7 protein-coding genes are annotated in these 4,883 nt (G+C 38.1%); 1 reads left to right on the top strand and 6 read right to left on the bottom strand.

The genetic code is table 11. The features are described 5' to 3' along the window. Positions 1-226: 226 nt before the first annotated feature. Genes XYCOK13_RS21695 through XYCOK13_RS21685 form a run of 3 tightly spaced genes read right to left on the bottom strand, consistent with a single transcriptional unit; the run spans position 227 to position 1,324 of the window. A complete protein-coding gene (locus XYCOK13_RS21695; RefSeq protein ID WP_213414346.1) occupies positions 227-487 on the bottom strand; it encodes a helix-turn-helix domain-containing protein in 261 nt (86 codons plus the stop codon). Then, positions 484-702 (bottom strand): YvrJ family protein, encoded by a 219-nt coding sequence (locus XYCOK13_RS21690; protein ID WP_213414345.1) that lies wholly within the window; start codon positions 700-702, stop codon positions 484-486. The genes XYCOK13_RS21695 and XYCOK13_RS21690 overlap by 4 nt, the downstream gene beginning before the upstream one ends. Before the next feature lie 4 nt (positions 703-706). Beyond that, positions 707-1,324, bottom strand: coding sequence for a sigma factor-like helix-turn-helix DNA-binding protein (locus tag XYCOK13_RS21685; RefSeq protein ID WP_213414344.1), 618 nt, complete (start codon positions 1,322-1,324; stop codon positions 707-709). 281 nt (positions 1,325-1,605) lie between these two features. Here XYCOK13_RS21685 and XYCOK13_RS21680 point away from each other — a divergent pair, with 281 nt between their 5' ends. After that, a complete protein-coding gene (locus XYCOK13_RS21680) occupies positions 1,606-2,355 on the top strand; it encodes a leucine-rich repeat domain-containing protein (RefSeq protein ID WP_213414343.1) in 750 nt (249 codons plus the stop codon). Between the two features lie 41 nt (positions 2,356-2,396). Here the strand turns inward: XYCOK13_RS21680 and XYCOK13_RS21675 are convergent, their stop codons facing one another. The 3 genes from XYCOK13_RS21675 to XYCOK13_RS21665 all read right to left on the bottom strand — a co-directional run. Continuing rightward, positions 2,397-2,939 (bottom strand): C39 family peptidase, encoded by a 543-nt coding sequence (locus XYCOK13_RS21675; protein WP_213414342.1) that lies wholly within the window; start codon positions 2,937-2,939, stop codon positions 2,397-2,399. Positions 2,940-3,108: 169 nt separating this feature from the next. Further along, on the bottom strand, positions 3,109-3,834 hold the full coding sequence (locus XYCOK13_RS21670) for a hypothetical protein (RefSeq protein ID WP_213414341.1): 726 nt from the start codon (positions 3,832-3,834) through the stop codon (positions 3,109-3,111). Between the two features lie 539 nt (positions 3,835-4,373). After that, positions 4,374-4,883: IS3 family transposase (locus XYCOK13_RS21665; protein ID WP_213414340.1), on the bottom strand; the 510-nt coding region annotated here is incomplete at its 5' end.

Raw genomic sequence — 4,883 nt, 5'->3', positions numbered from 1 at the left:
TTGATCATTTGCCGAATTTGCTCTTTTGAAAGTAAACCCATGTGTTCTCCCAACCTTTCTATTTCTATTGTACCTCAAATGAATGAGGTTGAGAGTTTACACAAAATAGTTTACAGACTCTCTCAATGCTTTTTAGCTACTTACTATTTAGGTCTGTTCCGATGCAAGTTCAATTTTCAATGTGGCTTCGAAGTTATGTTAGTGCTTATTCACATAGACCAAAAAGTCACAAATCATAATCAGGGGGATAACCTGTGACCATCTGAAAAAACTCAGTAAAATCCGGTATACGATTCATGTCATAATTCAAAATATTCTTTATAACCAATAAGATAAGTTCGTTTTCCATGTCATCCCATTCTTGTTTTTTTCTTTGCTTGCTAATTTTTTTGATATATGGATGGAAGTAATCTAATATTTCTCTTAATGCTTCACTATCACCGCGTTGTGCCTTCTCGACCAAATCGTATAGCAATATTTCTTTCATGGTAATTTGTTCTCTCGTATAGCGTGAGATAGTTTGTTAATCGTTTCGGTTAATTTCACTATTTTTTCCTCAAGCATCATGTTCACACTCGTTAATTGCTCTATTTTCTTTTCAAATCGAACTAAGAGATAGCTGGCAACAACGATAGGGAAACCAAAATTACCAATTGCAGTTGTAATAACAGAGATTATTTGTTGAGTTTGTTGATTTTCCATAACATTACACCTTATTTCTTTCTACTTCCATGGGCATACTGGTTAAACGACTTCTTAATCTTCTCAACGCACTATTTCTAATTTTGCATACTGCCTGCTGGCTAATTCGCATACGTGCCGCGATCTCTCGATCGACTAAACAAAAAGAGTATGCTAACATAATAACCTTTTGTTGCTTCTTTGTTAATTGGCTATATGCGTAATATAACCATTCTCGCTCTATGTAATTTTGGAAGTTATACGGATCGTTGTCAACTTCAAATGTTTCTCGCATACAAGAGCGAAGGCCCGAATCGTCTTTACTTCTATCATCTTCTGGCATGTCGAGAATTAAGAGGTTTCTTTTGAAATAGCTACTTCGCTTTCTATCCAATGCAATAGAACCAAATCGAATGGTTGAATAGATGTATTTTGAGAATCGATACTGGAAAAAGTGCTTCTTAAACCTTGTCTCTAGTTCTTTTCTCGCCGATGCATCCCTACGGTTCAACATTGCATGAAGTAACCCAACATTTGTGTTGCAACGAAAAAAACTTGCTATGATTTTGTTTTGGAAAACCATTCTGTTATTTTCAACAAATAAAATAAAAGAATTTTTGTTAGGGTTTTCCTTGATCTCCATTACTCCTCCTCCTTTTTCTGGTATAATATATAATGTGTCTAGAAGTTTGGGATATACAACCTTTTCGTAAATTCACTCACAAAATTTGGGTCATCTCATTCGAAAATAAACGGTTATCATTCATCTTCTTGGATGAATACATTGAGGGAAAAGGAGATCAATTGTCGGACTAATATGATTACGAGAAAAATATTGAAAGGACGGGGACGTTCGTGAATCGCAAAGCAAGACTGTGGCTGTTACTTATGAGTAGTGTCGTTGTATTCACAGGAGGTTGTTCCATGACGATATTCAAAGGAGAATCTTCTGTACTTTCAGCCTGTCCGCCTGAGATTGAGGAATTGATTCTGAAGGAGTTAAATCCCATCCACGATGAATGGGACTTTGAAGATCTCGAATCAGTTACAACTATTACGATTGAAGCGGATATTTCCAAAGAAACACTGGATCTACACTGCTTGAGTCAATTGCCGAATCTCTCTTCTCTTCATTTGATTCGAGCGCCAGTCGAAGATTATACGTTTTTGTATGATCTACCGAATTTGAGTTATTTAGCAATACATGGTTTCACTGCCGATCAACTTCCTGATTTCAATAACCTCCACATTTCAAACTTGGAACTATTTGATGGTGACATTGAAAATTTGGATTTTTTATCTTATCAAAAAAACTTAATCTCACTTACTGTAGTACAATCGCAACTTATAAACATAGATGGAATTAAAAACAACAAAGGTTTAGTTAATCTTCTTCTCTCCTACAACCCAATAAGCGATATAAGTCTTATGGAAAACTTGCCTAATCTGGAGCGAATTGAAATAAGGAGTACGCAGGTTATGGACATTTCAGTTCTTGCTCAGCTACCAAAATTAAAGATGGCCGACATTAGGGATACTAACATTACATCTGTTGAACCTCTCATAAATTTACCTAACCTACAAATCTTACTTGCCTCGAAGGATAAATTGCTTGATCTTGATAAGTTGCCTGATCGCGTAAACGTATCAGAAACAACCGTATTAGCTTATTAAATGAAATAGGAGCCGGTCTTACGGCTCCTATTCATCTTCGGTTAGGCTGTATAATGTGCGAAGTAGTCTACTGCGCCACGTTGATTAATGACATCCTGAAGTGTGCTGTTCGTACTGCTACCTGGATCATTAACCATAAACATAGACGGTGTTATTTCATTGTAAGCCAACGAACCATTAGCATTAGTAGACAATGTTCCGGAGAAACCTTTCACTACGACCAGATGATTAGGTACATGGACCAAGACTGGGATTAAATCATTTACAATCTTATTAAAAATTTGTTGCTTCAGTGTGCTAAATGCTCCCGACGTCTTTCCATGCCAAGTGTGCGAATACTCTGAAGCAGCTGTCGACCATTGAAATGGGCAGTCGGCTTTTTTAGCCTTTAATTTTGCCAACAAAGTTCCGGGATCGCCGGAATGATCAAATCCTCGAAAGACCATTGCAACCGAAGTAATGAAACATCCTTCCGAAGCCATTGTTCCTCCACAGCTAGTTTTTTCATTATACCAATTATTCCCATCATCATATTGCTTGTAGCTTGGAGTGTAAAGATCGACATGAAATCGCTGTTGACTCATAGAAATCCCATCCTTATCTTATTGAATATAAGACTAATTCCGGGATGCGGCCTGAATCGATAACCATCCCCTGTTATCGATTCGAGCTGAATTAGCTTATGCTTCAATAAGTGAAACTCTAACGAGTTTCATACAACCCTAGCACAAATATCAAAAACTAAACAATAAACTATTCTATTTTTTTATAGTTTCTCACCAAATACGCTTGTCGCTGCTTCTTATACCTCTCCTTCTCTTTTCGATAAAAGTAAACTAACAGCATTACAATTAACACTGCGTATACCACGACCACCAACCACATGTCTTTTGGCTTATTTTTTACAAGATGATTGTAAAGGGGGATGAAGGAAATTGTGTTTCCGATGAACATGCAGCCCAGTAGAAGCCATTTTTGCATAGGCTTCCCCTCAAAGACAGTTTTCCCATAAATATTAGTAAACCCTAGTTTAAGACGTTGACAAATCCAGATCAACAGCCAAGTAAATGACGCTGAAAGAAGTTGCTGGATGTAGGTTGTTTTCGTAATACGCACATTGATGTGCTCCGCTTGCACAATGCCCAGTACATCACATAAGTAAACAGCAACGATCTGCATAATAATATAGAAAAATGAACAAAGTCCAGCTAACACAACAGCAGAAAACCAGTGCATCTGAAAGATAAATCGAGCATACAGCATAAATAATAGCAACTGTAGTATCAATATGTACAGATGTAAGGGTTCGATCGACCATAACCAGTAATGAAAGTACCCTTGTATCAATGTGACAGCAGCCAGTTCTCTCCAATATGTAGGAATTGACATCCTCGCCATCGTTAGAATAAATGAAAGTACTGTAAAAATTTCGACCATCGTCATCGCAATAAAGAACAACATGTTCTGCCAAGTATTCATTGTTTATCCCTTCTAAGCTTTGTTGCTCGATTCGTTTGCTTGAATTACTTTTTCGTTAAGTACGCTTGTCGACTCTGAAGATATTTCTGCTTTTCATAGCGGTAGAAGTAGATTAGTATCCCTGCAGTGAGAATTGCGTAGATAAAGATGACGACCTGCATGTATTCTGGCTTGTCTTCTACATGGAACATATAAAATGGAACAAAGCACAGTGTATTTCCCACGAACACACTACCTAGAAGAACCCATTTTTGCGACACAGATCCTCGGTTTAAGACCTTCCCGTAGAAAAATGAAAATCCAAATTTATTACGCTTGCAAAGTACTATCAAAATCCAAACAAATAGTACAGTAACAAGCTGTTGGACATACGTTGTTTCTACCCGTCTAGCGTTTATATTCACCGCTTCTGCTAACCCTACATAATCACATAAAAGAATTGCTGAGACTTGGAGAATGGTATAGATATATAATGCACCCCAATGTCAAGACACGTCAGGCCGATATCTAAGTTATTTCTCCTCTCGTGTATGGGTTCATTAAGCAGCACTAAATACACTGCCGTAATAGACATCATCCGGACAGAGATCTCCAATGGATGAATGCGGTCTGTAAGTGTTGTATTCATGCATATACCTACTAATTCCAGCCCTTAGTTGTCGAGGTGTCTCAAATTCTTGGATATAGATCAGGTCATATTTCAGGGTTCTGAAGAAGCGCTCGGTTCTGGCATTATCCAGAGCTTGGCCTTTTCCATCCATAGACACCCTGACATTTGCATGATCGAGGAGCTCTAAGTATTCAGCATTTGTGAAATGGCTCCCTTGGTCACTGTTCATGATTTCAGGTTTGCGAACGGATAGCACTCGTTTCAGGCAATCCATCACAAAGGTCTTTTCCAGGGTACTCGAGAGCTCGTAATCGACGATTCGTCGGCTGTACCAGTCCACGATGACAAACAGGTACATAAAGCCTTTCTCCATCCGAAGATAAGTAATATCGATTCCCCAGACTTGATCAGGACGGCAAAATATCCAGATTCCTGAGCA

The sequence above is a fragment of the Xylanibacillus composti genome (genome assembly GCF_018403685.1).
Lineage (GTDB): Bacteria > Bacillota > Bacilli > Paenibacillales > K13 > Xylanibacillus > Xylanibacillus composti.
The sequence above is the reverse complement of the archived record's forward strand: the minus strand, read 5'-3'. Positions and strand labels throughout refer to the sequence as shown.